At 67.2% G+C, this 25,816-nt stretch carries 26 protein-coding genes and 1 tRNA gene; 17 read left to right on the forward strand and 10 right to left on the reverse strand.

Translation table 11 applies throughout. The features are described from left to right. Positions 1 to 59: 59 nt before the first annotated feature. Positions 60 to 1,166 (reverse strand): phosphoserine transaminase, encoded by a 1,107-nt coding sequence (serC, locus tag ACQVDU_RS00315; RefSeq protein ID WP_443475997.1) that lies wholly within the window; start codon positions 1,164 to 1,166, stop codon positions 60 to 62. 101 nt (positions 1,167 to 1,267) lie between these two features. Between serC and ACQVDU_RS00320 the strand changes: the two genes are divergently transcribed. The 3 genes from ACQVDU_RS00320 to ACQVDU_RS00330 all read left to right on the forward strand — a co-directional run bounded on the left by ACQVDU_RS00320 (position 1,268) and on the right by ACQVDU_RS00330 (position 3,932). Continuing rightward, positions 1,268 to 1,969 (forward strand): metal-dependent transcriptional regulator, encoded by a 702-nt coding sequence (locus tag ACQVDU_RS00320; protein ID WP_341579309.1) that lies wholly within the window; start codon positions 1,268 to 1,270, stop codon positions 1,967 to 1,969. Positions 1,970 to 2,223: 254 nt separating this feature from the next. Then, on the forward strand, positions 2,224 to 3,120 hold the full coding sequence (locus ACQVDU_RS00325; protein WP_341579310.1) for a M23 family metallopeptidase: 897 nt from the start codon (positions 2,224 to 2,226) through the stop codon (positions 3,118 to 3,120). Between the two features lie 314 nt (positions 3,121 to 3,434). Then, positions 3,435 to 3,932: an HNH endonuclease gene (locus ACQVDU_RS00330; RefSeq protein ID WP_341579311.1), complete on the forward strand. Its 498-nt coding sequence runs from the start codon at positions 3,435 to 3,437 to the stop codon at positions 3,930 to 3,932. Between the two features lie 3 nt (positions 3,933 to 3,935). Here ACQVDU_RS00330 and ACQVDU_RS00335 read toward each other — a convergent pair whose 3' ends face one another. Next, the gene (locus ACQVDU_RS00335) at positions 3,936 to 4,436 is read right to left on the reverse strand and encodes a MarR family winged helix-turn-helix transcriptional regulator (RefSeq protein WP_443475998.1); all 501 of its coding nucleotides are present in this window, start codon (positions 4,434 to 4,436) and stop codon (positions 3,936 to 3,938) included. A gap of 50 nt (positions 4,437 to 4,486) precedes the next feature. On the opposite strand from ACQVDU_RS00335, the gene ACQVDU_RS00340 reads away from it, so the two are divergent. The 6 genes from ACQVDU_RS00340 to ACQVDU_RS00365 all read left to right on the forward strand — a co-directional run bounded on the left by ACQVDU_RS00340 (position 4,487) and on the right by ACQVDU_RS00365 (position 13,228). Next, entirely contained in the window at positions 4,487 to 5,506 is a 1,020-nt protein-coding gene (locus tag ACQVDU_RS00340) for a DMT family transporter (protein ID WP_443475999.1), read from the forward strand. Positions 5,507 to 5,508: 2 nt separating this feature from the next. Continuing rightward, positions 5,509 to 6,066, forward strand: coding sequence for a cysteine hydrolase family protein (locus tag ACQVDU_RS00345; protein WP_443476000.1), 558 nt, complete (start codon positions 5,509 to 5,511; stop codon positions 6,064 to 6,066). Positions 6,067 to 6,232: 166 nt separating this feature from the next. Beyond that, the gene (locus tag ACQVDU_RS00350) at positions 6,233 to 7,006 is read left to right on the forward strand and encodes a hypothetical protein (protein WP_443476379.1); all 774 of its coding nucleotides are present in this window, start codon (positions 6,233 to 6,235) and stop codon (positions 7,004 to 7,006) included. A gap of 1 nt (position 7,007) precedes the next feature. Further along, the gene (locus tag ACQVDU_RS00355) at positions 7,008 to 8,597 is read left to right on the forward strand and encodes a DNA polymerase Y family protein (protein WP_443476001.1); all 1,590 of its coding nucleotides are present in this window, start codon (positions 7,008 to 7,010) and stop codon (positions 8,595 to 8,597) included. Next, on the forward strand, positions 8,597 to 12,208 hold the full coding sequence (locus tag ACQVDU_RS00360; protein WP_443476002.1) for an error-prone DNA polymerase: 3,612 nt from the start codon (positions 8,597 to 8,599) through the stop codon (positions 12,206 to 12,208). The genes ACQVDU_RS00355 and ACQVDU_RS00360 overlap by 1 nt, the downstream gene beginning before the upstream one ends. Positions 12,209 to 12,226: 18 nt before the next feature. After that, a complete protein-coding gene (locus ACQVDU_RS00365; protein WP_300590616.1) occupies positions 12,227 to 13,228 on the forward strand; it encodes an NAD(P)-dependent alcohol dehydrogenase in 1,002 nt (333 codons plus the stop codon). 35 nt (positions 13,229 to 13,263) lie between these two features. Here ACQVDU_RS00365 and ACQVDU_RS00370 read toward each other — a convergent pair whose 3' ends face one another. Further along, on the reverse strand, positions 13,264 to 13,401 hold the full coding sequence (locus ACQVDU_RS00370) for a hypothetical protein (protein WP_292709076.1): 138 nt from the start codon (positions 13,399 to 13,401) through the stop codon (positions 13,264 to 13,266). A gap of 212 nt (positions 13,402 to 13,613) precedes the next feature. After that, complete coding sequence (locus ACQVDU_RS00375; RefSeq protein ID WP_195692006.1) at positions 13,614 to 13,895, reverse strand: Fe-S cluster assembly protein HesB; 282 nt, start codon at positions 13,893 to 13,895, stop codon at positions 13,614 to 13,616. Positions 13,896 to 14,049: 154 nt separating this feature from the next. Between ACQVDU_RS00375 and ACQVDU_RS00380 the strand changes: the two genes are divergently transcribed. After that, a tRNA-Arg gene (locus ACQVDU_RS00380) sits at positions 14,050 to 14,121 on the forward strand. 37 nt (positions 14,122 to 14,158) lie between these two features. Continuing rightward, positions 14,159 to 14,518: a nuclear transport factor 2 family protein gene (locus ACQVDU_RS00385; protein ID WP_292709072.1), complete on the forward strand. Its 360-nt coding sequence runs from the start codon at positions 14,159 to 14,161 to the stop codon at positions 14,516 to 14,518. Here ACQVDU_RS00385 and ACQVDU_RS00390 read toward each other — a convergent pair. From ACQVDU_RS00390 to ACQVDU_RS00400, 3 genes are read right to left on the reverse strand one after another with little or no spacing between them, the layout of a single operon-like run. Then, on the reverse strand, positions 14,508 to 15,326 hold the full coding sequence (locus tag ACQVDU_RS00390; protein WP_443476003.1) for a hypothetical protein: 819 nt from the start codon (positions 15,324 to 15,326) through the stop codon (positions 14,508 to 14,510). The two genes, ACQVDU_RS00385 and ACQVDU_RS00390, sit on opposite strands and share 11 nt — an antisense overlap. A gap of 4 nt (positions 15,327 to 15,330) precedes the next feature. Further along, positions 15,331 to 15,561 carry a helix-turn-helix domain-containing protein gene (locus ACQVDU_RS00395; protein WP_300590618.1) on the reverse strand — a complete coding sequence of 77 codons (231 nt, stop codon included), beginning with the start codon at positions 15,559 to 15,561 and terminating at the stop codon, positions 15,331 to 15,333. Then, entirely contained in the window at positions 15,561 to 16,037 is a 477-nt protein-coding gene (locus ACQVDU_RS00400; protein ID WP_443476004.1) for a DUF2975 domain-containing protein, read from the reverse strand. The genes ACQVDU_RS00395 and ACQVDU_RS00400 overlap by 1 nt, the downstream gene beginning before the upstream one ends. Positions 16,038 to 16,144: 107 nt before the next feature. On the opposite strand from ACQVDU_RS00400, the gene ACQVDU_RS00405 reads away from it, so the two are divergent. Then, the gene (locus ACQVDU_RS00405) at positions 16,145 to 17,272 is read left to right on the forward strand and encodes a hypothetical protein (RefSeq protein WP_443476005.1); all 1,128 of its coding nucleotides are present in this window, start codon (positions 16,145 to 16,147) and stop codon (positions 17,270 to 17,272) included. On the opposite strand, the gene ACQVDU_RS00410 is transcribed toward ACQVDU_RS00405, so the two are convergent. After that, the gene (locus ACQVDU_RS00410; RefSeq protein ID WP_300590622.1) at positions 17,259 to 18,104 is read right to left on the reverse strand and encodes an LLM class F420-dependent oxidoreductase; all 846 of its coding nucleotides are present in this window, start codon (positions 18,102 to 18,104) and stop codon (positions 17,259 to 17,261) included. The two genes, ACQVDU_RS00405 and ACQVDU_RS00410, sit on opposite strands and share 14 nt — an antisense overlap. A gap of 72 nt (positions 18,105 to 18,176) precedes the next feature. Between ACQVDU_RS00410 and ACQVDU_RS00415 the strand changes: the two genes are divergently transcribed. Then, positions 18,177 to 19,103: a DUF1990 family protein gene (locus ACQVDU_RS00415; protein ID WP_366945392.1), complete on the forward strand. Its 927-nt coding sequence runs from the start codon at positions 18,177 to 18,179 to the stop codon at positions 19,101 to 19,103. A 13-nt stretch (positions 19,104 to 19,116) separates the two neighbouring features. Here ACQVDU_RS00415 and ACQVDU_RS00420 read toward each other — a convergent pair whose 3' ends face one another. Both ACQVDU_RS00420 and ald read right to left on the reverse strand, forming a co-directional pair. Beyond that, positions 19,117 to 21,225, reverse strand: a complete 2,109-nt coding sequence (locus tag ACQVDU_RS00420) for a heavy metal translocating P-type ATPase (protein ID WP_443476006.1) — start codon at positions 21,223 to 21,225, stop codon at positions 19,117 to 19,119. A 79-nt stretch (positions 21,226 to 21,304) separates the two neighbouring features. Next, positions 21,305 to 22,390 (reverse strand): alanine dehydrogenase, encoded by a 1,086-nt coding sequence (ald, locus tag ACQVDU_RS00425; protein ID WP_292709059.1) that lies wholly within the window; start codon positions 22,388 to 22,390, stop codon positions 21,305 to 21,307. Between the two features lie 176 nt (positions 22,391 to 22,566). Here ald and ACQVDU_RS00430 point away from each other — a divergent pair, with 176 nt between their 5' ends. From ACQVDU_RS00430 to ACQVDU_RS00445, 4 genes are all read left to right on the forward strand, one after another. Further along, positions 22,567 to 23,037: an Lrp/AsnC family transcriptional regulator gene (locus ACQVDU_RS00430; RefSeq protein ID WP_443476007.1), complete on the forward strand. Its 471-nt coding sequence runs from the start codon at positions 22,567 to 22,569 to the stop codon at positions 23,035 to 23,037. 121 nt (positions 23,038 to 23,158) lie between these two features. Beyond that, the gene (locus ACQVDU_RS00435) at positions 23,159 to 24,010 is read left to right on the forward strand and encodes an ABC transporter substrate-binding protein (RefSeq protein WP_443476008.1); all 852 of its coding nucleotides are present in this window, start codon (positions 23,159 to 23,161) and stop codon (positions 24,008 to 24,010) included. After that, positions 24,007 to 24,876 (forward strand): amino acid ABC transporter permease, encoded by an 870-nt coding sequence (locus ACQVDU_RS00440; protein WP_292709054.1) that lies wholly within the window; start codon positions 24,007 to 24,009, stop codon positions 24,874 to 24,876. The genes ACQVDU_RS00435 and ACQVDU_RS00440 overlap by 4 nt, the downstream gene beginning before the upstream one ends. Beyond that, positions 24,873 to 25,607 carry an amino acid ABC transporter ATP-binding protein gene (locus ACQVDU_RS00445; protein ID WP_443476009.1) on the forward strand — a complete coding sequence of 245 codons (735 nt, stop codon included), beginning with the start codon at positions 24,873 to 24,875 and terminating at the stop codon, positions 25,605 to 25,607. The genes ACQVDU_RS00440 and ACQVDU_RS00445 overlap by 4 nt, the downstream gene beginning before the upstream one ends. Positions 25,608 to 25,816: the final 209 nt, after the last annotated feature.

The raw sequence follows: 25,816 nt of genomic DNA on the forward strand, positions 1-25,816 counted from the left end.
CGGGGCGCTGCTGGACGCCAGGTGGGGCCACGCTCGTCGCGAGTCTGGGCGGGGGCGCCCTAGAGTCGGTCGGCGGTGTATTCGATCGCCCCGATGAGCCGGCGCACGTCGTCCTCCTCGATGGAGACGAAGGTCGCAATGCGCAGCTGATTGCGCCCGAGCTTGCGGTACGGCTCGGTGTCGACGATGCCGTTCTCGCGCAGGCTCTTGGCGATGGCTGCGGCATCCACGCTCTCGTCGAAGTCGATCGTGACGACGACAGGCGAGCGGTCAGCGGGGTTCGTGACGAACGGCGTCGTGTACGCCGTTGCCTCGGCCCACGCGTACAGCGCCGCCGACGTGGCAGCGGTCTTGGCCCCGGCCCAGGCGAGTCCGCCGTTGTCGAGGATCCACCGCACCTGCTCATCGAGCATGAGGAGGGTTGCTACAGCCGGGGTGTTGAGAGTCTGGTTCAGCCGCGAGTTGTCGATCGCGTTCTTCAGGCTCAGGAACTCGGGGATGTAGCGGTCGGATGCCGCGATCCGCTCGATCCGTTCGATTGCTGCCGGGGAGACCAGGGCGTACCAGAGCCCACCGTCGGAGCCGAGGTTCTTCTGCGGCGCGAAGTAGTAGACATCGGCCTGGGCGGCGTCGAAGTCGATGCCACCCGCGGCGCTCGTCGCATCGATGACTGTCAGCGCACCAGGGTCAGCGGTGACGCGGGCGATGGGAGCAGAAACGCCCGTCGAGGTCTCGTTGTGCGGCCACGCGTAGACATCCACACCCTCGACCGGTTCGGAGACACCGCCGGTGCCCGGCTCGGTCTTGCGGACATCCGGTGCATCGAGCCACGGCGCTTTCGCGGCGGCGGCGAACTTCGAACCGAACTCCCCGAATGCCAGATGCTGGCTGCGACGCTCGATGAGGCCGAATGCTGCGGCATCCCAGAATGCTGTCGATCCGCCGTTACCGAGGATGACCTCGTACCCCTCGGGTGCGCGTAGCAGCTCGGCCAGCCCTTCGCGGGTGCTCCCGACGAGGTTCTTGATCGGGGCCTGTCGGTGCGACGTTCCCAGCAGAGAGGCCCCACGCGTGACGAGAGCCTCGAGCTGAGCGCCACGGACCTTCGAGGGTCCGCAGCCGAATCGGCCATCAGCGGGAAGCAGTTCTCGGGGCAACTCGACCATGTCCTGATTCTAGGGTTGCGCCGAGGGAGGCCCGGACCGGGGGCCGGGGAAAAGGCTAGGCTCGTCTTACCCCCACGAGGATGCAGACACGAGGATCCCGCATGACTGATCTCATCGACACGACGGAGATGTACCTTCGCACGATCCTCGAGCTCGAAGAAGAGAACATCACTCCGCTTCGGGCGCGGATCTCCGAGCGACTCGGGCACTCCGGGCCGACGGTTTCGCAGACGGTCGGACGCATGGAGCGGGACGGCCTGGTTGTCGTCACCGAGGATCGGAGCCTTGAGCTCACCGACCTCGGACGCCAGAAGGCCATTGATGTCATGCGCAAGCACCGCCTCGCCGAGCGGCTGCTCTCCGACGTCATCGGACTCGACTGGGCTTACGTGCACGATGAGGCATGCCGGTGGGAGCACGTCATGAGCGAACAGGTCGAGCGCCGTCTCGTCGAGTTGCTCGATCACCCCACCGAATCGCCCTACGGGAACCCGATCCCCGGGCTCGACCAGCTTGGTGACGTCCCGGCACTGACCTTCGAGTCCGGTGTGGTCGGGCTCGTTCGCAAGCTCGACGCCGCCGGGGAGCCGATCACGGGAACGATCCGTCGGCTCGCCGAACCCGCCCAGGTCGATCCCGAGTTGCTGCAGCAGCTCAAGGGAGCCGGGGTGCTCCCCGGGGCGCATGGGAGCTATCGCTACAACGAGGGATACGTCCTGGTTGAGATGGACGGTTCCGACGAAGGCCTTGAGCTGCCTGTCGAGGTAGCCGGTCACATCTTCCTCGTCGACGACCACGCGTGACGACGGGGCCCGAGGGGCGACATCCGTTCCTCCACACCGCGCGATCACGGGTTATCTCCGGCCGCCAGCGTGACATGTTCGTTACCTTCGGGTAGCCTCGTACAGTCCGAGCGAGTCCAGCACGACCTCGGACCCCGATCGAATTGCCTCGCGGCTCGTCATTCGAACGGTGAACCCGTGATCGAGCGGAGCGCAGCTTCCGCACCGAAACGTGACGAGCCGGCGCTCCGGCGCAGAGGCGCCGGAGGACTTAGTTGGCTGAAGAGAACGATTCGACCCCGGTGGATGCCGAGGGCGCGACGACCAGGAAAACTTCGCGTCTTGCTCGCATCCGTCGCGGAGGCGTGGACAAGCCCGCAGTAAAGCCCACACCCGCGGCATCCGTGGCCCGCCCCGCACGAAAGGGCCCCAAGGCCAGCCCCCGAGGCCCGGTCCGTAACATCGCCACCCTCGCGATCGTCGGTGGTCTCGTGGCCACTGTCGCCCTGCCGGCGTATGGCGCCTTCCAACAGACCGACGAGTCAGTCACCCTCCAGCAGGTTGCCGAAGGTGACGCTCAGTCGATCGTGATCGCGTCCGATGCGACGACGACTGACCTCAACCGGGAGAGCTACTCGGCGACGACGCCCGAAGAGATCGAGAAGAAGAAAGCCGAAGAAGCGGCGGCCGCAGCAGCTCGTTCCGCAGCGTCGCTCGCTTCCAGTTCCGCATCCGTCAACATCAACATGGTGGCGCCGGGCTCGGGTGCTGTGCGCTGGCCCGTTGCGAGCTTCCACAGCGACTGGGCGATCAACGGATTCCGCACCCCGACGCGTCCGAACCACAATGGCCTCGACATGCTCAACTCGGGCGGAACGCCGATCTTCGCAGCGGCGGACGGCATCGTACGCGCCGCGCAGGATGGCCTCGGCGGCTACGGAAACGCCGTCGTGATCGACTCGGTCATCGGTGGTCAGGTCGTGACCACGCTCTATGCGCACATGATGTGGGGAAGCCGTACCGTCGAGGCTGGCCAGACAGTGTCTGCCGGTCAGATGATCGGTCTGATGGGTCAGACCGGTTCGGCAACCACGACGCACCTGCACTTCGAGGTGCGAGTCGGCGGCGCGCTCGTCGACCCCATGGCGTGGCTGCAGGCCAACGCTGGCTGACCAGCTGTCCGTTCTTCGACACGCTACGTTCCGTTCACCGCCGTTGCGCCTCGGGCGCTGTGAGGTGCATTACCCTGGTCGCGACGTGTAAGAGAACGGGAGAGAGTCCGATGGGCAGCACACCGCGCAGCCGAACCACGGTTGCACTGGGGCGCCTCGTCCTTCGGCATCATGTTCTCGGACACCGCAGCTTCGCTGTGGTTCCAGGGCGCTGTCTGTAGAGACAGCGCCTTTTTTCATGCCTTACGCCCTCTGACCACGTCGAACGTCGAAGAATCCCGGGAAGCCGTCTCGGGCCGTTCGAGAGGACAGCAATGCGCACTCTGGTGTTGAATGCGGGCTACGAACCGCTGGCCGTCGTGTCGTTCAAGCGGGCGCTCGTGCTCGTCATGAACGAGAAAGCCACCGTCATCGAGCACATCCCGGAGGATCCGGTCTGGGGGACGGATGGTGCGCACGATCGGCCCGCAGTCATCCTGCTCAGCCGCTACGTTCGGGTTCCCGGCGGACGCACGATTCCGGTGACCCGTCGCGGGGTGCTACGCCGTGATGCGCATCGCTGCGGATACTGCGGCAGGTCCGCATCCACGATCGACCACATCTTGCCCCGCTCGCGAGGCGGCGTTGACTCGTGGGAGAACCTCGTGGCGTGCTGCCTCAAGTGCAACAACCTCAAGAGCGACCGCACACCCCAGGAGATGGGGTGGGAGTTGCGTCTGACGCCCGGGGCGCCGCGCGGAGCGCAGTGGACGGTGCGGGGGACCGATCGCACCGACCCGTCGTGGGAGCCCTATCTCGCGCTCGCCGCGTGACGCTTACGCGGGCGGCTCCAGGATGCCGAGCCAGCGGCGCAGGATCGGCTCGAGCGTCTCGGCATCCGTCCCCAGCTCTTCGATGATGCGGTGCTCGCCGGTCATGTGGGCGGTGAAGGCTTCGTCGACGAGGGCGAGTCCGGCATCCGTAAGTCCGACCAGCCTGCCGCGGGCGTCGGATGCCTCGGGTCGGCGTTCGACGAGTCCGCGCGCGATCAGGCGGTCGACGCGTTTGGTGAGGCCGCCGCTGGTGACCATGGTGTGGTCGGCGAGCTCGCCAGCGCGACGTTGGTAGGGGGCGCCGGCGCGCCGCAGGGTCGCGAGGATGTCGAACTCGGCGTAGCTGAGATCGAAGCTCGCGTAGACCTCGTCGAGGCGGCGATCCAGGAGCAGTCCGATGCGATGCAGGCGCCCGATGATGCCCTGGGGGAAGGTGTCGATGTCGGGGCGCTCGCGATGCCATTCAGCCTGGATCTGTGCGACGCGGTCGGAGGCGACATCCATGGATTCACGGTATCGGAATAAATCTTCCATGGAAGGCATTGTTAGTTTCCATGGAAGATAAGTCCCTGAGGTGGCTCCTGCTGACCGCGATCGCCCCGATCGCCTGGGGAAGCACGTATTTCGTGACGCGACAGTTCCTGCCCGCCGACGCTCCGCTGTGGGGGGCGCTGTTTCGTGCCCTGCCGGCGGGACTGATCCTGCTGCTGATTTCACGCCGCCTGCCGCACGGGGTGTGGTGGTGGCGTGCGGCGGTCCTCGGCATCCTGAATGTCGGCGGCTTCTTCGTGCTGGTCTATATCGCCGGTCAGCGCCTGCCCTCGAGCGTCGCGGCGACAGTGATGTCGGCGTCGGCTGCCGCCATGATGCTGCTGGCCTGGATGCTGCGCCGTCAGCGGCCGCGTGTGCTCGCGGCAATCGGTGCCGGTATCGGGCTCGTCGGGGTCGCCCTGCTTGTTGGTGTCGGTGGCGAGCCGGTCGACGGATGGGGCCTTGGCGCAGCGTTCGCGGGGATGCTCTCGTCGTCGCTCGGATTCGTGCTGACGGGGCGGTGGGGCAACGAGATTCCGGGGCTCACGATGGCGTCGTGGCAGTTGACGATGGGTGGCCTCATGCTGCTGCCCGTTGCGCTCATCGTGGATGGTCCGCCTCCCGCGCTGACCCCGAGCTCACTCGTCGGATTCGCCTACCTCTCGCTCGTGTCCACAGCGCTTGCCTTCACCGTCTGGTTCGCGGGCCTGCGGCGCCTGCCCGCCGCGACCGTGGGACTTGTTGGACTGCTCAACCCCGTGACGGGTGTGGCGCTGGGCGTCTTCCTTGCCGGCGAGCCGTTCGGTCTTGCGCAGGTGGCGGGGCTTGCGCTCGTGCTCACCGGGATCGTGCTGGGTGCGGTCGTGCCCCGGCGGGTTCGCCCCCGGGAGGGGATGGTTGCTTGGGAGGGTGCGGATGCGGCATCCGTCCTCCCGAGTGACCAGAACCTCCCGAGTACGCGGGCGGAGGTGCCCGGTGTCGACGGGATTCTGCCAGTTCAGGATGCGCCGCCTCTCGTGTCGGCGCGGCGTGATGGGATGTGATCATGACGCGCGCGCTCGTGGTGATCGATATGCAGCGGGGGTTCGATGACCTCGACTTCTGGGGACCGACCGCCAATCCTGACTGCGAGGCGAATGTCGCACGGCTGATCGACGCGTTCGCGGGGGAGCCGGTGGTTGTCGTGCGGCACGACTCTCGGCATCCGGAATCTCCATTGCATCCGGCGAATCCAGGCAATGCGCTCGTTGAGGCCGTGGCGAACGCGGATGCCGCGGTGCTGGTGACCAAGAACGTGAACTCCGCGTTCTACGGCGACCCCGACCTGCATGCCTGGCTGCAGGAGCGGGGGATCGATGAGCTGGTGGTGTGCGGCATCCAGACCAACATGTGCGTCGAGACCACGGCGCGGATGGGCGGGAACCTCGGCTACGACGTGACTGTCGTGCTGGATGCGACCCGCACGTTCGATCTCGAGGAAGAGGTTCCGGGGGTCGGGGTCGTGCACCGGTCGGCGGCTGAGCTCATGGTCGGCACCGCACTGGTGCTGCAGGGCGGCGGCTTTGCGCATATCGCGACGACCGCCGAGATCGTTCCGGACTGAGGCCCTCACAACCCTCGACTCCAGCTTCAGGGTTAGAACAAAGTATCTATCCTTCCGGCCCAGCCTGGCGATGATAGCCAAGGCTCCCATGTCGGACGCTCCGCGTATCGTGCTCTCATGCATTGACGCATTAGAACATGCGTTCTAATCTGTGGGAGTGAGGGCGATCGTGGGAGCACAGCGAACGGAAGCCATCGCCGACGTCCGTGATCGGCTGGCCGAGGTGCACCGCCTCCGCGCCCAGGTCGAGCAGGTGCAGGGCCGATCCCTGGATGCTCCGGCCCTGCCGGCGTATCCCGCGCTCTCACGGCTGCTTCCTGGTGGTGGATTGCGACCCGGATCGGTGTACACGCTTGCGCCGGGTGCGGCATCCGTCTCGCTCCTGCTCGCCCTGCTCGCGCCGCCTTCGCAGGCGGGCTCCTGGTGCGGAGTCGTAGGAATGCCGCACCTGGGAGCCGAGGCTGCCGAGCGACTCGGAGTGGATCTGTCGCGGCTCGTGATGATTCCCGATCCGGGGTCGCGGTGGCTCGCGGTGACAGCGACAGTTGCTGAGGTGCTGCCTGTGGTGGTGGTGCGGCCACCGGGGCGGGTATCGGATGCCGATGCCGCCCGGTTCGCAGCACGCCTGCGCGATCGCGATGGCGTGCTGCTCGTGCAGGGGCCGTGGCCGCAGGCTGAGGCATCACTGTCGATGAGCGATCCGGGCTGGAGTGGACTCGGTCGCGGGCACGGATATCTGAATGCGCGGGAGGTCACCGTCACGGTCGCAAGCCGCCGACTATCGACCCCGCGACGCGGGCCCGTGCTGCTCCCGGCGCCCGGGGGAGTGGTCGACGCCCCCCGAGGGATTTCTACCGCAGCTCGAGGCGCGAGTGAAGCCCCGTCGCTCCGGGAAACCCTGCCAATCCGGGAAGCCCTATCTGTCCGGGAAGCAGGGTGACATGCCTGCTGACTCGTCCCTGCGAGCGCCGACGCGAAGCCTCGTGGTCTGGATGCCGGATTGGCCGGTCATCGCCCTGACGCGAGACGGGCCGCATCCGCTCGATCCTGCCGACCCGATCGCCGTGGTCGAGAAGAATCTTGTTGTCTCCTGTTCTGCGGCGGCACGACGTGACGGGGTGCGCCGAGGGCTCCGTCGTCGCGATGCGCAGGCCCGATGCCCGGCCATCGCGATCGTGCCGTCTGACCCGATACGCGATCATCGGGCATTCTCGCCCGTCGTCGCGCAGCTCGAAGAACGGGCCCCGGGGGTGCAGGTCATCCGGCCGGGGCTGTGTGCGATCCGTGCCCGCGGTCCCGCTCGCTACTACGGTGGTGAGTCGGCCGCCGCGCGAGTGCTCATCGAGCGGATGCGGGATCTTGGCCTTTCCGATGTTCGCATCGGAGTTGCCGACGGTCCCTTTACCGCCGAGCAGGCTGCGCGGGGCGCGACCACGGCAGCCGAGCCCATCCGCGTCGTGCCGGAGGGAGCGGCATCCGCGTTTCTCGCCCCCCTCTCGGTCGCCGCGCTCGCTGATGCAGACCCGGGGTCCGGCATCGTCGACCTGCTCGCACGCCTCGGCATCCAGACCCTGGGTGCGTTCGCCGCGATGCCCGAAGAGCGTGTGCATGAGCGGCTCGGTGAGAGAGGAGTCAGACTCCGGGCGCTGGCCGCAGGCAGCGACTCCCGGCAGATCGAGCCCCGTGTGCCGCCGCCCGAGCTCGCGCGTGAGATCGCCTTCGAACCGCCGCTCGAGCTTGCCGAGCAGGTCGCGTTCGGGGTGCGCCAGAGCGCGGATGCCTTCATCGCGGGTCTCGGGGCGATCGACCTCGTGTGCACCGAGGTGCGGATCGAGCTCGTCGGCGACCGCGGCGAGCGCAGCGAGCGGGTATGGCTGCATCCGGGGTCGTTCGATGCTGCCGCGATCGTGGACCGGGTGCGCTGGCAACTCGCCGAAGACGCAACCGACCTTCTGACCGGTGTCGGACTCGTGCGGATCTCGCCCGAGGCGGTGGATGCGGCATCCCACCACACCCCAGCGATTTTCGGCTCCGGTCCCGAAGAGCGGGTGCACCACGCTCTCTCGCGGGTGCAGGCGATGCTCGGTCATCGGGCGGTTGTGACTCCCGCTATCGGTGGTGGGCGCTGGCTCGCCGAGCGGCAGGTGTGGGTGCCATGGGGTGATCGGCTGCCTCGCGACCACCGCACGCTCGCCGCCGAACGCGCTCGTCCTTGGCCGGGGAGCCTCCCCGATCCGCTCCCGGCCACGGTGTTCGCCGATCCGGTCGCGGTCGAGGTGGTGTCGGCATCCGGGGTCACCGTCTCGGTCGATGACCGCGGGCAGCTCACCGGCACACCGACACTCATGATCGAAACCGGGCGTCGCCGGGCGGTAGCGGCGTGGGCAGGGCCGTGGCCGGTCATCGAACGCGCGTGGGATGCGAAACGGGCGCGGCGGGCTCACCGATTCCAGATCGTGGATGCCGACCAGACAGCCTGGCTGCTGGTGTGCGAGCAGGGTGCGTGGCATGCCGAGGGGCGGTACGACTGATGGGATTCAACAACCCGTCGGTGTCGTGGTCGGAGATGGAGCGGTTGCTCAGCGACCGGCGCCGACCGAAGCCTCCACCCGGAGACGGCGGTGATAGTCCTGCGTGGTCGCACAAGCGGGGGCCCTATGTCGCGCCGCCGATCGAGCGACCCGCCGAGACCGTGCCGTATGCCGAGTTGCACGCGCATTCGTCGTTCTCGTTCCTCGATGGGGCATCCTCACCCGAGGATCTCGCCGAAGAGGCCGAGCGGCTCGGGCTCCACGCCCTCGCGATCACCGATCACGACGGGTTTTACGGCATCGTCCGGTTCGCCGAAGCCGCCGAGCAGCTGAGCCTGCAGACGGTGTTCGGTGCCGAGCTTTCGCTTGAGCTGCCGAAGCCGCAGAACGGCGAACCCGACCCCGTCGGTGCCCATCTGCTCGTGCTCGCCCGGGGAGAAGAGGGTTATCACCGGCTCGCGTCGGCCCTCACGCGCGCGCAGCTGCAGGGGTCCGAGAAGGGGCGTCCGCACTACGACCTCGAGCAGCTTGCGGCCTTCGCCCGCGGTGAGGAACGCCTCGACGGGCTCACCGGAACCCGCAACCGTTCGGAGTGGGCGGTGCTCACCGGATGCCGCAAGGGAGCGGTGCGCCGCGCGCTCGCCGATGGCGGACCGGATGCCGCAGCCGCCGCCCTCGACGAGCTCGTCGCCCTGTTCGGTCTGGACGCCGTGCATGTCGAGCTCATTGACCACGGCAATCCGTCAGACACGCGTGAGAACGACATCCTCGCCGCGCTCGCCGCCGATAGGGGCCTGCCGCTGCTCGCGACCAACAACGTGCACTATGCCGCCCCGACGCGCGCGCAACTTGCTGCGGCGGTGGCAGCGGTACGCGCGAACCGGGGGCTCGACGAGCTCGACGGCTGGCTTCCCTCCCATGCCGGCGCGCACCTGCGCTCGGGGGCGGAGATGGCCGAGAGGTTCGCCCGGTATCCCGGCGCGGTCGCCAACACCGTGACCCTTGCCGACGAACTGGCCTTTCCGCTGCGCCGGGCCAAACCCGCGCTCCCGAAACTCCCCGTCCCCGAGGGGCACACCCCGATGACGTGGCTGCGACATCTCGTGTGGGAGGCGGTGCCCCGCAAGTATCCGGATCTCTCGCCCGCGAACCGTGACCGCATCGAACGGGAACTCGGCGTCATCGAGATGAAGGACTTCCCCGGGTACTTCCTTATCGTGCACGGCATCGTGCAGGAGGCGCGGCGGCGAGGCATCCTGTGTCAGGGGCGCGGGTCGGCGGCCAACAGCGCCATCTGCTATCTGCTTGATATCACCGCGGTCGACGCGATCGCCTACGACCTGCCATTCGAGCGGTTCCTCTCGAGCTTGCGTGACGAAGAGCCCGACATTGACGTCGATTTCGACTCCGACCGGCGCGAAGAGATCATCCAGTGGGTCTATGCCACGTACGGGCGGGATCGCGCCGCGCAGGTGGCGAACGTCATCCAGTACCGCCCCAAGAATGCGGTGCGCGACATGGCCAAGGCGCTCGGGTATTCGCCGGGGCAACAGGATGCCTGGTCCAAGCAGGTCGAAAGGGGGGCCCACGCGCCCGGAGGCTCGCTGCAGCGCGTAAGCGATGCGGCGAGTGGGCGTGGGGAGGGGAGTTCGCTGGAGAGCGGCCCCGAGCACGACATCCCCGACCAGGTCATCGCGTATGCGGGGGAACTGATGAAGGCGCCACGGCATCTCGGCATCCATTCGGGTGGGATGGTGCTCACTGAGCGGCCTGTCGGCGAGGTCGTGCCGATCGAGCACGCGCGCATGGAGAACCGCACCGTCATCCAGTGGGACAAGGATGACGCCGCCTGGATGGGCCTCGTGAAGTTCGACCTGCTGGGGCTCGGGATGCTCGCGGCCCTGCAGTACTGCTTCGACATGATCCGCGAGGCGACGGGGGAGGAGTGGGAGTTGTCGACCCTACCCAAGGAAGAAGCGGCCGTGTACGACATGCTGTGCCGGGCTGATTCGATCGGGGTCTTTCAGGTCGAGTCGCGCGCGCAGATGGGGCTGCTGCCGCGCCTGCAGCCGCGACGGTTCTACGACCTCGTGATCGAGATCGCCCTCATCCGTCCCGGTCCGATCCAGGGCGGTGCGGTGCATCCGTTCGTGCGGCGCAAGCTCGGGCAGGAGCCGGTGACCTACGCTCACCCGAAGCTCAAGCCGGTACTCGAACGCACGCTCGGGGTGCCGGTGTTTCAGGAGCAGCTCATGCAGATGGCCGTCGCGATCGGCGAGTGCACCCCCGAAGATGCCGACCTGCTGCGCCGGGCGATGGGATCCAAGCGCGGGCTCGAGCGTATCGAGTCGCTGCGCGAGAAACTCTACGAGGGGATGGCGCGCAACGGCCTTGTCGGTGAGGAAGCCGATGCGATCTACGCCAAGATCCAGGCCTTCGCGAACTTCGGCTTCGCCGAATCGCACTCCCTCTCTTTCGGGTTGCTCGTGTACGCGAGCTCGTGGATCAAGCTGCACTACCCGGCAGCGTTTCTTGCCGGGTTGCTGCGCGCGCAGCCGATGGGGTTCTACTCCCCGGCGACCCTCGTCTCGGATGCCCGTCGCCACGGCGTGGAGGTGCGCCGCCCCGATCTACACGCCTCGGGAGTGTGGGCCGGGGTCGAGCCGTTGATGCCAGATCCGGCATCCGTCCCTCCGCTCATCCGGGAGGGGCAGGACGCTCGGGAGGATGCTGCGGGGAATATTGAACCTCCCGAACGGTCACAACCTCCCGAAACGCCATGCCCTCTCGTACGGATGCCGACGCCCACGGGCATGGATGCCTGCACACATCGCATCCAGCCGCCGGTGGGTCCGTTCGATCGTGATGCGCCGGATGAGTCGGCAGCCCACCGCCGCGATGGGAACTTCGCGGTGCGGTTGGGGCTCGCGGGCGTCAAGGGCGTTGGGCAGCCGACCGCCGTGCGCATCGTCGCCGAGCGGGATGCGCACGGGCCGTTCCGCGATCTGCGTGATCTCGTGCGCCGAACGGGGGTGACCGAGGTGCAGCTCGAGGCACTGTCGACCGCTGGCGCGTTCGAGTCACTGGGCATCTCGCGCCGCGAGGGGGTGTGGCTCGCAGGGGCCGCAGCTCAGGATCGCGCCGAGTACCTGCCCGACTCGCTGGTGTCGGTGCAGCCGCCCCTCTTCACCGATCCAACGAGTTACGACATTCTCGCCGCCGACTTGTGGGCGACCGGCATCTCGACCGACGACCACCCGCTCACCCACTATCGCGCGCCTCTCGACGCACGCGGAGTGCTCACTTCCCGGGAGATCCGCAGCCACGAAACCGGGCGCCGCATCGAGGTCGCGGGACTCGTCACCCACCGGCAGCGGCCGGCGACGGCATCCGGAATCACCTTCCTGAACCTCGAGGACGAGCACGGTGTCGTCAACGTCATCTGCTCGGTCGGGGTCTGGAACCGCTATCGGCGGGTTGCGCGGGACGCTCCGGCGCTCATCGTGCGGGGGATGCTGGAACGCTCGCCCGAGGGGGTGACGAACGTGCTCGCCGACCGCTTCGAGGACCTGCGTGTCGGGGTGCAGCACCGCTCGCGAGACTTCCACTGATCTCCCTAAGCTGGCGTCGTGAGCGATCCCGAACACGTCGAGGCGCTGCCTGCCACCATGCGTGCCGTCGTGTATGACGCGTACGGACCGCCCTCGAACCTCCGGGTCGAGCAGGTCCCCGTGCCGCGGCCCGCCGCGGGTGAGGTGCTTGTGCAGCTCGTGGTGACCTCCGTCAACCTGAGCGACTGGGAGACGCTGCACGGCGACCCCTTCTACGCGCGCATCGGCGGGCTCACCAGGCCCGTGCGACGCATCCTCGGTTCGGACATTGCAGGCATGGTCGTCGCCATCGGTCGGGGCGTCTCCCGGTTCGCGGTCGGCGACGAGGTCTACGGTGACATCCTCGAACGCAAGGGAGGCTTTGCCGAGTATGCCGTCGCTCCGGAGTCAGCCCTCGCTCGAAAACCGGCACAGCTGAGCTTCGCCCAGGCCGCCGCGATCCCGCAGCCCGGGGAGATCGCCGTCGAGGCGATGACCAAGGCCCGCCCGGGTTCCCGCCTGCTCGTCAATGGAGCAGGTGGCGGGTCGGGGGCGTTCCTGCTTCAGCTCGCGAAAGCCGCCGGGATGCATGTCACCGGGGTGGACAACGCCGGGAAGCTCGACTTCATGAGGCTCATGGGCGCCGACGAGACCATCGACTACCGCGAGCAGGACTTCACCCGCACCGGGCCCTACGACCTCGTTGTCGACCTCGTCGCGTACCGATCGGTGTTCGCCTACCGACGGGCGCTGGCCCCGGGCGGGCGATGCTTTGTCGTCGGTGGCACGACCCGTGTGTTGATACGGATGCTGACCGTCGGCGCGCTTGTCGGTCTTGTCAGTGGGACTCGGCTGGGCGCACTTGCCGTGCCGACTGGACCTGCGCGGTTCGAGCCGCTCGCAGCCCGGTGCGCCGCCGGCGAGATCCAGGTGCCGATCGACGCCGAGTACAACCTCGTCCACACGCGGGAAGCGCTCGAGCATCATGGCAACGGTCGCGCGCTTGGCAAGGTGGTGGTCCGGATCCGCGACGACCCGTGATGCTTCGGTCGTGCGCGAAGTTGGTCTCTGTGCGATCACAGGGTCGGGCGTCGCGAGTCGTAGGAGCCGACCTCGGGGCGCCGTCCGTGGCCGTCGCGAATGACCGAGCGCGCGAGAGCGATCACGCTCGTGATGATCGCCGCGATGAACAGAACAAGGATGATGACGGACACGGTGGCTCCCTTCCGCCTCCATGTCACCCCGTCACGGATGCCGCACCCCACGGCCACCCTGCCGCGCGTGGCCCGGTCGTGCACGCGACCCGCGAAAACACAGGGTCTCGTGATGGCGCCGCGAGCCAGCATCCGCCGATTGGACCGCTTGCCACCCGCCAAAACGGCCCCCGACGACCTAAGTCATCGGGGGCCGCTATATCGCTGGGGGATCAGCCCTGTGCGGCGAGCGCGAAGCGGACGGTGCCGTCCTGCTCGAGCTGCGCGTCCAGGACGCGGTCATTGAGCGCAAGCGACGCTGCGGTGTCGAGGAACACGCGAGCGCCCTCGGTCACAACGACGGTGTCGTCAGGCTCGGGTGCGGGTGCCACGCTGAGCTCGAAGCCGGTCTCGGCGCCAGCATCCCGGATGCGCAGACCGCCGTCAGCTGCCTGCGGCACGCGGGCGACGATCGTCTTGACGGCCTCAGCGGCGGTGTCGGTCATGGTGAGCATGGGTGCTCTCCTTCCGTTGCGGTCTCTGGGCCAGCCACGATTCCGAGAGTTGGCAACGCTCGCAACCTCACAAGCGCCATACCCAGGGGATTCCCACGTTGGGACGTTGATCGGCTCGGTCGGGTCAGCGACGCCGCCTAGACTGGAGCAGCCAGCCTCTGTAGCTCAATGGAAGAGCAGTTCCGTCCTAAGGAAACGGTTGGGAGTTCGAGTCTCTCCAGGGGCACTTTCCGTAACGATCGCCGTGTGCGAAGGTGGCAGCCATGGATACGGATGCCGTCGGGCGCTGGGTCAAGGAGTATGAGAGAGCCTGGCGTGAGTGCGATGCGCCAGCGGTGCGCGATCTTTTCACCGAGGATGCGCATTACCTCACGTCACCATACGAAAAACCGCTCGTCGGGCACGAAGCGATCGAGGATTTCTGGAACGATCCGCAACCGTTCGAGATGGAGATCCAGTCGGTGACGGTTGATGGCTCTCACGCTGTCGTGCGCGTGCGGGTCACGTATCGCGACCCTGAGCAGGAGTACCTCGACCTCTGGGAGCTCGACTTCACGCCCGACGGGCGAGTCGAGCATTTCGTCGAGTGGGCCTACTGGCCCGGCAAGAGCTTCACCGCGTAGCTTCGACGGCGCACGCGGTCTCGAGCCTGAGGTGAAGCATCCCGTCGACCGACGTGCTGTCACGGATGCTCATCCGCTCGATGGGTAGCTCAGTGCTGTAGCGAATGTCCTGCTGCATCGCACGGTCGGGCAGATAGCCAGCGCGGTCCCAGGCTGCCAGGATGCGGGTCGCCGAGGCGGCATTGTCACCCGTGCGGAACGCCAGGTCAACGGTCAGTCGAGATCCGACCTCGCCGCAGGGAACTGCCGAGACAGGCGTTTGGTGGACTGTAACGGGGACGTCCTCCGGTGTCCGAAGGGGCGGCGTGCTCGCCTCGATCGTGGCGTGAAGCATCCGCGTGATCTCGTCTCGCGCCTGCGTGACAGTCAGGGGATCCGGTGCTGGCGTCGTGCCTCCCGGCGGCAGGATCGCGGCAGTGTTGCCGATCGCGGATGCGGCCATCTCGGTGAGCCTGTGGACATTGTCGTCTCCCCACGCGACGAGCACGAGCGAGCCCGAGAGGAGCACACCGCACACCAGGCCGGCTGCCAACCAGTCAACGGATCGTCTCCACGCGGCGATGGCGATGATGGCGCACACCACGATCAGGGTGACGCTGAGGATCGCTGACGCTGAGCTCCTGGCTGACGCGGCTTCGGCGATCTCTTCCAGCCAACCGGCCGCTGTCACCGGTTTGTCGTAGCCGACGTCGCCGCTCAGCATCACGAACAGAACGGTGGCTCCGCACAGCACAATTGTGCCGACGACGAGAGTAAGGATCGCGAGCGCTTTGATCGCCCGCGTAGCGACGCCCGAGGTGGTGCTCACCCGCTCACTCGCCGCCGCTGACGCCGGCCTCGTCGGGTTCCCACCGCAGGATGTCGCCGGGTTGGCACTCCAGCACGCGGCAAATGGCATCGAGTGTGGAAAAGCGCACGGCCTTGGCTCGACCGTTCTTGAGGACCGACACGTTGACGGGGGTGATGTCGATGGCGGAGGCGAGCTCCGAAACGCTCATCTTCTTCTTCGCGAGTTGGACGTCGAGATCGATCACGATGGCCATCAGACGACCTCAGACAGGTCCTGGCGCAGTTGCGTGGCCTGGCGAAGTAGGCCGCGCATCACGACAACCACGAGGGCAAGACCCGCGGCACAGATGAGTGAGATCAGTCCAGCGAGCGCCGTGAAAGGCCCACCAGCGCTCGCTGCATCGAGCACAACGAGGCCGGCGACGATCAGCAAGCCGGCGACGACAATACTGCCGATGATGATGTCGACCCACCGAAACGCGGCGTTGTCGAAGATACGGTCCTCCGCAGCGAGCGACAGAAGCGCCCACACGCAGACCAGCACGACCTGACCGCACAGCAGGAGCGCGTCAACCAAGAGGATGCCGGGAAGCTCGAGGGCTGCAAACTCGGGCGCGGCCTGTGCGAAGCTCCTGGCGTTGGCGGGGACGTAAGCCACCTGCACGAACACGATCGCGGCGAACAACACCACGATCAGGGCTTTGGTCGCCACAATCACCACGTTCCGCATCCGCGTTGTCCTATCGTTTATCGGTTGCAATCTATCGAAAAACGATAGTAGCTTAGCTGCTCGACCGAGGTCCAAGGAACTCGGTGGGGGGAGAAGGTGGGGATGCCATGGCTACGGATTCTGCCGAGAGGCTGCGGTCGGCGTACTCGCGCGCAACAGGGCCAGCACTCATCGTCGGCACTGTCGTGGGTGCGGTGCTCGGCCTGCTGGTCGTTCAGATCGTGGGGTCAGCCGCACCGTGGGGTGTTGCACTGACCTTCGGCGTCGCTGGCGTCGTGACGGCCGCGATCGCCGCCGGCCTCAGCTTGGCGGTCTTGGCTGGGATGAACACCTACGTGTCACCGTCGCCCCACGTTCGCGTCGCCGCCGCGACGCTGACCGCATCCGTCGCCACGGCGATGGTGTCGCTGGCGCTGCTGTGGATGCTGTTTCTTCGGGGGGTGCTGTGGATCGCCGCGCTCGCGGGGGTCGTCGCGGCGATCGTCGCACTCGGTCTAGCGCTTGTCGCCGAATGGCGGGCTCCGACCCTGCCTCAGCCGGCGCGGCGCGATCACATTCCCAGCGGTATCGCGCTGTGGCCGCTGGGAGCAGCCATGCTCCTTCCCATCGGCGGCGCGAGCTCGATATTCCTGCTCCGAGCCCAGCTGCATGTGCAGTGCGGCATCTACGTCGAGTCTGGCGTTTCTCAGGTCGAGGCGAACGGGTCGTGGGTGTGCGCGGACGGCATCAGCTACCTGATTCCCGGAATCATCCTGATCTGCGGTCCCCTTGTGTTCGCCGTCGTCGGCGCCGTGATCGCACACCTGGTCGTTCGAGACGTTCTGGCTCGGCTCGTGCTCGCTCTTCTCGCCGTGGCGAGCGTCGCGTGGGTCCTCGGATGGACGTGGTACGCCTCGCGTGACTACGTGTCGTCAACGCCGCCCGGCATCGACTCGCTCCACTACTGGTATCTCGCCGTGGGACCCGCCGCAGCCGTGGCGGCGGCGGGACTGCTCTTCGGGCTAGTCGCTCTGCTCGCCCGCCTCTCGGGTACCGGATGGATGTTGGGTCTCGCGATCGGCGGAATGCTCATCGCCAGCCTGTTAAGCCTCGGGGTCTCCGCCGGCACGTTCGTCGCCGCGGGCCTGCTGGGCGCGGCCTACGGTCGCGGGTTGAGACGCGAGCACCCCTGTGAGCCGCGCCGGAATGCAGCTGGAGCCAGCGACGATGCTGCCAGCCCGCTCAGGAGCGCGTGACCGCACCCCGGTTCGGTGCCACAGCGCGATACACCTCGAGCGCTGAGTCGCTCGGTACACCCTGGACGCAGACGTGGTCGGCACCGGCATCCAGATGAGCGCGGAGCCCATCGAGAAGGGTCGCGGCGTCTCCATGGACCACGATGCGATCTACCAGGTCGTCGGATCCCGATCCCTGAACGTCATCATCGCTGAACCCGCCGCGCTTCATGGTGTTGGTGTAGTTGTTCAGGCCGAGATACGGCGTGAGGAACGCGCGTGCGGCCTTGCGTGCGGACACCGGGTCGGTATCGAGTACGACGGTTTGCTCCGGCGCGACAAGGACCCCGTCCCCCAGTGTCTCGCGGGCTTCGGCGGTCTGCGCGGGCAGGGTGAGGTAGGGATGCGTCCCCGCACTGCGGGTGCGGGCGAGTTCGAGCATCCGAGGCCCGAGCGCGGAGAGTAGCCGGTCGTCCTGAGGCACGCCCTCGGCATCCAGCAGGTCGAGATAGCTGCTCATCGCCTCCAGCGGCCTGGCACGTTCGTGCTGGCGCTCACGGTGACCTGAGCCGATACCGAGCAGGAGCCGGCCGGGATGCCGCGCGACGATGCGATGATACGACTCGGCGAGTTCGGTGGCATCCGACATCCAGATGTTCACGATGCCGGTGGCCAGCACGATCGACTCGGTGGTGTCGAGCAGCCGCTCCGCTTCCACGAGATCGGCAGCGGGAGATCCGCCGAGCCAGATCGTGCCGTACCCGAGCCGCTCGATCTCCACCGCCATCGTTTCTTCGATGTCGGTGCTGCGTCGCCAGACCCCGAATTCACCTAGCCGATCCGTCCACGTCATTCCCCCATCCTCGCAGGCGTGTGGATGTCCAGCCCGGGGCTGCGCGGCACGTCCCTCAGGCATGATCGAACCGTGACCAGTCGATTCGTCGTGCGCACCCGCGCTGCGGTGGCCGCCGACGAGCTTTTCGATGTCTCGCTCGACATCGACGCTCACGTCGCCTCGATGGAGCAATCCGGCGAGCGGGCGATCTCGGGCGTCGTCTCGGGCCGCATCGACCTCGGTCAGGAGGTCACGTGGCGAGCCCGCCACTTCGGCATCTGGTTCACGATGACCTCGCGGATCACGGCGCTCGACCGACCAACGCGGTTCGTCGATGAGCAGGTGCGTGGGCCGTTCCGGTGGTTTCGTCACGAGCATCGCTTCGATGACGTCACCGGCGTGACGACCATGACCGACACGATCGATCTCGCTTCGCCGATTTTCGGCATCCTCGCCGAACGTGCTGTGCTTGTGCCCTACCTGCGGCGACTCATCCGTGTGCGCAACGCACATCTGCTCGACCGGCTCGGCCTGGGCCCGACGACCGATCCCGGTGCTGCCGCCTGGGAGCCGGGCGAGTCTTCGCCGTACCGCGCTTTCGAGAGCGCAACCCACCTCGGTCGAGGCGAGGCGGTGTGGGAGTTCGCGAGCCGCGAGGTGCTCCGCTGGGGCGTGAAGACGCGGAGCGGATTCCGAATCTTTGATGCGCACGAGGTGATCCCCGGGGAGCGGCTGCAGATCACCGCAGCGATCGGTCCCCTGTCGATCCGAGAGCCGGTCGAAGTCCGCAGCGTCATCCGTGAACCCGATCGGGTCGGCTTCTCATATATGGCTCTGCCGGGTCATCCCGTTCGCGGCGAGGAGGCGTTCATCGTCCACCGCGAGGGTGGGGATGTCTTCCTCAGCATCCGGTCACTCACAGCGCCCGCGAGCCGCGGCGTCTGGCGTTTCGCGTACCCCGTGCTGCGGGTGGCGCAGATGATTGTCCGGAGGCGGTATCAGAGCGCGCTGCGCTGAGCCCCACCCGCGCCTACCGGCGCAGCGCAGCTCGAACCGCGGAAGCGGGGTCCAGATCGATGCGTCGCAGCAGCTGGGCATTGAGAGCGACGACGACGGTGGACAGCGACATCAGGATCGCACCGACCGACATCGGCAGCACGAAGCCGATCGGGGCCAGGATGCCGGCGGCCAGCGGCACCGAGATGAGGTTGTACCCGCCCGCCCACCACAGGTTCTGCGTCATCTTCCGATACGTCCGGCGCGACAGCTCGATCACCGAGAGTACTGAGCGTGGGTCGGATGTCGCGAGGATCACTCCGGCAGAGGCGATCGCGACATCCGTGCCCGCACCGATCGCGATGCCGACGTCGGCCTGTGCGAGGGCCGGAGCGTCGTTGACGCCGTCGCCGACCATCGCGACCCGCTTGCCCTCCCGCTGAAGTTCACGTACCTTCGCAGCCTTGTCTTCGGGGCGCACGCCGGCGAACACCCGGTCGATGCCGAGGTCGTCGGCAACGGATGCGGCGACGCTCTCGGCATCCCCGGTGATCATGACGACCGTGATGCCCAGCCTGTGCAGCGCATCGACGGCCTCGCGGGACTCCGGCCGCACCCGATCGGACAGTGCCAGCCCGCCGATCACCTGCCCGTCGCGCGCGACGTGCAGGATGATGGCTCCCTTGTCGTGCCAGGATGCGGCGGCTTCGACCTCATCGGCGCCCAGCTGCTCCAGCATCCGGGGCCCGCCGACGCGGATCTCGTGTCCGTCGACCGTTGCAGTGACGCCGACGGCGGGGGAGGACGAGAAGTCGGTCGCCTGGGGGACACGGATTCCCCGCTCGGCCGCCGCGCGCACGATGGCCGCTGCCAGCGGGTGCTCGCTCACGTTTTCGGCGGCGGCAGCGAGGGCGAGCACGTCGTTGTCGTGCCACGCGCTCGCGGTCTCGATCGCCGTCACCGCAGGGGCGCCTTCGGTGAGCGTGCCGGTCTTGTCGAACATCACGGTGTCGACGGTACGCATGCTCTCCAGCGCCAGCCGATCCTTCACCAGGACGCCGGCCCGCGCGGCCCGCTCGGTGGCGATCGAGACGACGAGTGGGATCGCGAGGCCCAGCGCGTGTGGGCAGGCGATCACGAGCACGGTGATCGATCTGATCACCGCTGAGTCGGCGTCGCCGATGAGTGTCCAGACCACGGCGGTGATGACCGCAGAGCCGAGCGCGAACCAGAACAGCAGGGCCGCGGCGCGATCGGCGAGCCGCTGTGCGCGGGATGTCGAGTTTTGCGCATCCGCAACAAGGCGCTGGATGCCGGCCAATGCCGTGTCGTCGCCTGTCGCGGTGACCTCGATGCGAAGACCGGAGTCGACGGCCACGGTACCGGCGGTGACGGTGTCGCCGACGCCGCGAGGGACAGGACGGGACTCTCCGGTGACCATCGACTCGTCCATGTCGGCATGGCCATCGATGACCACTCCATCTGCCGGAACGTTCGAGCCGGGTCGCACCACGACGACATCACCCACGCGCAGATCGGCGGGGGAGACGGTGACGATCTGGTCTCCCTCCACGCGTTCTGCTTCGTCGGGGAGGAGCGCGGCGAGTGAGTCGAGTGCTGACGTGGTCTGCGCAAGTGAGCGCATCTCGATCCAGTGGCCGAGCAGCATGATCACGATGAGGAGCGCCAGCTCCCACCAGAACTCGAGGGCATGGTCCAGGATGCCGAGAGTCGCCCCCCAGGAGGCGAAGAAGGCGACCGTGATGGCGAGTCCGATCAGGAGCATCATCCCCGGCGTGCGCGAGCGCAGTTCCGAGATCGCTCCGCTGAGGAACGGCCAGCCGCCCCAGGCGTACATGACGGTACCCAGGACGGGCGCGACGACCAGCGCCCAGTCCGGCACTGCGTAGCCGAGGATCATCGCGAACATGGGTGATGAGGCGACGACCGGAATCGCTATGACGAGGTTGATCCAGAAGAGTCGACGAAACTGCGCGACGTGATCCCCGTGGCCAGTGTGTCCGCTGTGAGCATCGTGCGATCCATGGCTCGCGCGGTTCTCGTGGCTCTCGTGCTGCGCGTGCTCATCGTGCTCGACGCGCCCTGTCGCTGCCGTGTGGTGGTGCTCGTGCGAACCGCTCATGGCCGTCACTCCTTGGGTCGTCGGCGTACTCTCGACCACAACGAGGATACCCCCGGAGGGTATTCCGGCCCAGGAGGGATCACATACCGAAGGCGGCGCGCACTCCCTCGTTTACCACGACGCCACCCCGCACGTTGAGTCCACGCGCGAGTGCCGGGTCAGCCTCGGATGCCGCATCCCAGCCGTGGTCAGCGATCGTCGCGATGTAGGGGAGGGTCGCGTTGCCGAGCGCGCGTGTGGAGGTGTGGGGTGCAGCCCCCGGCATGTTCGCCACGCAGTAGTACAGCGACTGGTGCACGGCAAAAGTGGGGTTGTCGTGGGTCGTCGGGTGTGAGCCTTCGAAGCATCCGCCCTGATCGATCGCGATGTCAACGAGTACGGAGCCGGGCTTCATGGCGGCGACCATCTCGTCGGTGACGAGCTTGGGGGCTGCGGCTCCGGGAATCAGCACCGAGCCGATGACGAGGTCGGCATCGGCCAGCTGTTCGGCGATCTCGTACCGGGTCGAGGCGCGGGTCTCGACGGCGCCGCCGAAGCGCGCTTCGAGGGCGCGGAGCTTGGGCAGCGAGATGTCGATGACAGTGACGTTCGCACCGAGGCCCAGCGCATTCGCGGTCGCGTGCTCTCCAGCGACACCGCCGCCGATCACAACGACCTTTGCCTTGGGGGTGCCGGGCACGCCGCCGAGCAGCATCCCCCGTCCACCCGACGGGCTCATCAGGGCCTGCGCGCCCACGGTGATCGAGAGCCGGCCGGCGACCTCGCTCATGGGGGCGAGAAGAGGGAGTGCCTTGTCGATCGTCTGCACGGTCTCGTAGGCGACGGCTGTTGTGCCGGCGTTCATCAGGGCGTCAGTCAGCGGCCGGTCGGCTGCGAGGTGCAGGTAGGTGAAGAGGGTGAGATCGTCGCGCAGCAGCCCGTACTCGGGGGCGATCGGCTCCTTGACCTTGACGACCATCTCAGCGCCGCCCCAGGTCTCTTCGGCCGTGTCGGCAATCTGCGCGCCGGCGGCGCGATACGCGTCATCCGTGAACGCACTACCCAGGCCCGCGCCACGCTGAACCGTCACGGTGTGACCGCGACGTACCAGGGCGTCGACTGCTGCCGGCGTCATGGCGACGCGGTTCTCGTTGTTCTTGATCTCGGTGGGTACGCCGATCCGCATGATCTTCTCCGTTCTTCCTTGAGCGCGGCCACACAGCTCGCCGTCGAACAGAGAATCGCACGATCTTCTGCTCGGAATGTTTCAGATCGAAGAAATCGAGCCATATAGCGGGGTTCTGGTGACACCACAACGAAGAAAACTTGGTCGACTAGCACTTATGACGAAGAATACTCGACATGAGTATGGAGCTTGACCCGATCGACGAACGCATCGTTGCGCTGCTGTCCGCCGACGGTCGGATGACTAACGCGGCCCTCGCCGATGCGATCGGCCTTGCGCCCTCAACCGTGCACACGCGTGTTCGCGCTCTCGTGGACCGCGGTGTCATCACAGGCTTTCACGCTGCCCTCGACCAGGGTGCCCTCGGGCGCGGGCTGCAGGCTGTCATCGGAGTGACCCTGCGTCCCGGTGCGCGCCAGGAGAGCATCCGTGCTTTCACGCAAGAGGTGCGACGCATCCCCGAGGTGATCCAGGTCTTCTTTCTCGGCGGGGCTGACGACTTCCTGGTCCACATCGCTGTCGAGGATTCGTCGGCGGTGCGGCGCTTCGTTGTCGACCACCTGTCCGCCCGGCACAGTGTGGCGTCCACCCGCACCAGCCTGATCTTCGAGTACCACCGCAATGCCGTCGCCGCCGACTTCGACTAGGCCCGTATTGCGGGGCATCGTAAGAAAGCGCCGCGCAATTGGTCCCGCAGCCTTGGAACGACGGATGATGGAACAACGGCGCATCACAGCATCAGTGCGCCGACCCACACCTGGAGGCCCCGTGTCCCGTCCCTTTGGCGCATCCCGCGCCCGCATCCTCGCCGTCGCAGCAGCAGTCGCAGTCTCGGCGCTCGCCCTGGCCGGCTGTTCGAGTTCGAGCGAGCAGGCAGACTCAGCCGACGCGGGCTACGTCACGCCCGGCAAGCTCACGATCGCAACCGGGCAGACCGCCTACGAGCCGTACGTCATTGGCGACGACCCGGCCTCGGGTGAAGGATTCGAGGCCGCTCTCGCCTACGCGATCGCCGACAAGCTCGGTTTCGCCGCCGAGGACGTCGAATGGGTGCGCACGAGCTTCGAGGCAGCGATCGCCCCCGGTCCCAAGGACTTCGACTTCAACATCCAGCAGTACACGATCACCGACGAACGCAAGCAGGCCGTCGATTTCTCGTCGCCCTACTATTCGGCGGCGCAGGCTGTTGTCGCACTGGAGGGTGGGCCGGCAGAGGGTGTCAGCGACCTCGACGGGCTGAAGTCCCTCGTGTTCGGCGCAATGTCTGGCTCGACCAGCGCGCAGGCGATCGACGCGGTAGTGCAGCCCGACACGACGACACAGCTGTACTCATCGAACGAGGATGCCGTCGCAGCCCTCAAGGCGGGGCAGATCGACGCGTTCGTGATCGATCTTCCGACGGCGTTCCTTGCCACGTCGCAGTACATCGAGAACTCCTTCATCGTCGGCCAGCTGCCCCTCGGCGGAATCGCCGATGAGTGGGGCGTGGTTCTGGCGAAGGACTCGCCGCTGACGGCATCCGTCTCAGCAGCGATCGACGAACTGCGCGCCGACGGCACGCTGCAGCAGATCACCGACCAGTGGCTGGATGCCGAGCAGGGCGTTCCGATCCTGCAGTGACCACTCCCGCCCCCACCGCGGACGGCCCACCGCCGCCCAGCGCGCTCGAGCTCGACCGCCGCGCCTATCGGCGCCGGCGGTCGCAGCGCTCTGTGCTGCTTGCGGTCGCCTCGACGGTGGTGTTCGCCGCCATCGTCTGGTTGACGGTCATCCGGACGCCCGGATGGGCTGCCGTGCAGGAATCGTTCTTCGACCCGCGGATCGCAATCGAGTCGCTCCCGAAGGTGTGGGACGGGTTCCTGCTGAACCTTCAGGTGCTGGGGCTGTCGGTGATCACGGTGAGTGTGGTCGCGCTGACGGTCGCGGTGCTGCGTACTCTGCGCGGACCGGTGTTCTTTCCGCTGCGGGTGCTCGCGGCCGGCTACACCGACTTGTTTCGCGGGTTCCCGTTCATCATCGTGCTTTACCTCGTCGGGTTCGGCATCCCGACGGTCGTGGGTGAGCGGATCGAGCCCGTGATCCTCGCGGTGCTGGCAGTCACCCTCACCTACTCGGCGTACGTCGCTGAAGTCATCCGTGCCGGCATCGAGGCTGTGCATCCGTCGCAGCGCCTCGCCGCGCGCGCCCTTGGGCTCGGGCACGTGCAGACGCTCCGGCATGTCGTGCTGCCGCAGGCTCTGCGCAAGATGACACCGCCCCTGATGAACGACTTCATCTCGATGCAGAAGGATGTCGGATTGATCTCGATCCTCGGGGCTGTGGATGCCATCGCCGCCGCCCGCTCGGAGGTCTCACTCACGTACAACTTCACGCCGTACGTCGTGGCGGGCATCCTGTTCGTCCTGCTCGCCATCCCGACGATCCGGGTGGCGGATTGGTACACCGCGAAACTGCAGCGCCGCGAGCAGGCGGGATCCGTTCTATGAGCGCCGTGCTGCGGGCCGAGGGCCTGTGGAAGAGCTTCGGCGATCAGCCCGTGCTGCGGGGAGTATCACTCGAGCTCTCCCGCCACGAGGTCGTCGCAGTGATCGGCTCGAGTGGCTCGGGTAAGTCCACTCTTTTGCGGTGTCTGAACCTGCTCGAGAGCATCGACGACGGGCGCATCTTGCTGGGCGATCAAGACATCTCGGATCCTCGCGTGGATGCCGACCGCGTGCGCTCGCGGCTGGGGACGGTGTTCCAGAGTTACAACCTGTTCCCGCACCTGAGCGTGCTCGACAACGTCACGCTCGCGTCGCGGGTTGTGCGACGGGTGCCACGGCGCGATGCCGAGGAACGAGGGAAGATGCTGCTCGACAGGGTGGGGCTCGGAGCGTTCGCGCACGAGCATCCCGACCGTCTCTCGGGCGGACAGCAGCAGCGGGCGGCGCTGGCGCGAGCTATCGCTACCGACCCCGAGGTGCTGCTACTCGACGAGATCACCTCGGCGCTCGACCCGGAACTCGTCGGCGAGGTTCTCGGACTTGTGCGCCAGCTAGCCGAGGAGGGTGCGACGATCCTGATGGCCACACACGAGATGGCCTTCGCTCGCGATGTCGCGCATCGTGTGCTGTTCCTCGATGAGGGGCGTGTGCTGGAGGAGGGCCCACCGGCCCAGGTGTTCGGTTCCCCGCGCGAAGCCCGCACGAAGGAGTTTCTCGCTCGCTTTCGTGCCTAGGCCCGCCCTCGGTCGAGGTCAGTGGCGGGCGCCGAGTTCCCGGGGCGGTCTGGCAGACCGTCCCTAACTCCGCAGAATCGCCGCTTGTTCGCATCCGTTGTGCCGGATGCTGCGAAGTCCGCGCAATTCTGAGGAGTTAGCGGCGCCGACAGCGGCGACCCCGGCCGTCGGGCGCTTCAGGCGACGTATCCTGAACCGGACCGGGGCGA

Origin of the sequence: Microbacterium sp. F2, assembly GCF_052274505.1 — a bacterium.
Classification (GTDB): Bacteria; Actinomycetota; Actinomycetes; order Actinomycetales; family Microbacteriaceae; genus Microbacterium.

Bases quoted from the DNA above. Each gene is read 5' to 3' on its own strand.
- serC (WP_443475997.1), bottom strand. From the start codon at position 1,166: ATGGTCGAGTTGCCCCGAGAACTGCTTCCCGCTGATGGCCGATTCGGC.
- ACQVDU_RS00320 (WP_341579309.1), top strand. From the start codon at position 1,268: ATGACTGATCTCATCGACACGACGGAGATGTACCTTCGCACGATCCTC.
- ACQVDU_RS00330 (WP_341579311.1), top strand. From the start codon at position 3,435: ATGCGCACTCTGGTGTTGAATGCGGGCTACGAACCGCTGGCCGTCGTG.
- ACQVDU_RS00335 (WP_443475998.1), bottom strand. From the start codon at position 4,436: ATGGATGTCGCCTCCGACCGCGTCGCACAGATCCAGGCTGAATGGCAT.
- ACQVDU_RS00340 (WP_443475999.1), top strand. From the start codon at position 4,487: ATGGAAGATAAGTCCCTGAGGTGGCTCCTGCTGACCGCGATCGCCCCG.
- ACQVDU_RS00345 (WP_443476000.1), top strand. From the start codon at position 5,509: ATGACGCGCGCGCTCGTGGTGATCGATATGCAGCGGGGGTTCGATGAC.
- ACQVDU_RS00355 (WP_443476001.1), top strand. From the start codon at position 7,008: ATGCCTGCTGACTCGTCCCTGCGAGCGCCGACGCGAAGCCTCGTGGTC.
- ACQVDU_RS00360 (WP_443476002.1), top strand. From the start codon at position 8,597: ATGGGATTCAACAACCCGTCGGTGTCGTGGTCGGAGATGGAGCGGTTG.
- ACQVDU_RS00375 (WP_195692006.1), bottom strand. From the start codon at position 13,895: ATGCTCACCATGACCGACACCGCCGCTGAGGCCGTCAAGACGATCGTC.
- ACQVDU_RS00385 (WP_292709072.1), top strand. From the start codon at position 14,159: ATGGATACGGATGCCGTCGGGCGCTGGGTCAAGGAGTATGAGAGAGCC.
- ACQVDU_RS00395 (WP_300590618.1), bottom strand. From the start codon at position 15,561: ATGGCCATCGTGATCGATCTCGACGTCCAACTCGCGAAGAAGAAGATG.
- ACQVDU_RS00400 (WP_443476004.1), bottom strand. From the start codon at position 16,037: ATGCGGAACGTGGTGATTGTGGCGACCAAAGCCCTGATCGTGGTGTTG.
- ACQVDU_RS00405 (WP_443476005.1), top strand. From the start codon at position 16,145: ATGGCTACGGATTCTGCCGAGAGGCTGCGGTCGGCGTACTCGCGCGCA.
- ACQVDU_RS00410 (WP_300590622.1), bottom strand. From the start codon at position 18,104: ATGACGTGGACGGATCGGCTAGGTGAATTCGGGGTCTGGCGACGCAGC.
- ACQVDU_RS00420 (WP_443476006.1), bottom strand. From the start codon at position 21,225: ATGAGCGGTTCGCACGAGCACCACCACACGGCAGCGACAGGGCGCGTC.
- ald (WP_292709059.1), bottom strand. From the start codon at position 22,390: ATGCGGATCGGCGTACCCACCGAGATCAAGAACAACGAGAACCGCGTC.
- ACQVDU_RS00430 (WP_443476007.1), top strand. From the start codon at position 22,567: ATGAGTATGGAGCTTGACCCGATCGACGAACGCATCGTTGCGCTGCTG.
- ACQVDU_RS00445 (WP_443476009.1), top strand. From the start codon at position 24,873: ATGAGCGCCGTGCTGCGGGCCGAGGGCCTGTGGAAGAGCTTCGGCGAT.